Annotated in this window: 1 pseudogene; it reads left to right on the top strand. The window is 44.8% G+C overall.

The window, feature by feature from the left end:
* Positions 1-281, top strand: a pseudogene (locus tag ACMV8I_RS21485) (8-oxoguanine deaminase); the annotation flags it as partial.

The raw sequence follows: 281 nt of genomic DNA, 5'->3' as shown, positions 1-281 counted from the left end.
CCAAAGTCTAACGAGAGCCGTACCAAAAGGACAAAATGCCGAATTATTTGGTTGGTTGCAAACCCTGTACCCTATTTGGCGAAATTTAAAACCACGAATGATTTACAATTCCACATTAACAGCGATGGCTGAGCTTATCTTTTCTGGTTGCACGACAACTAGCGACCATCTGTATCTTTACCCCAATGGCTCACGTCTAGATGACAGCATCGAAGCATCGCACGCCATTGGTATGCGGTTTCATGCTTGTCGTGGCAGTATGACAGTTGGTGAAAGCAAAG

The sequence above is a fragment of the Ewingella sp. S1.OA.A_B6 genome, from assembly GCF_049889095.1.
In the GTDB taxonomy this organism is placed as follows: Bacteria; Pseudomonadota; Gammaproteobacteria; order Enterobacterales; family Enterobacteriaceae; genus Ewingella.
The sequence above is the reverse complement of the archived record's forward strand: the minus strand, read 5'-3'. Positions and strand labels throughout refer to the sequence as shown.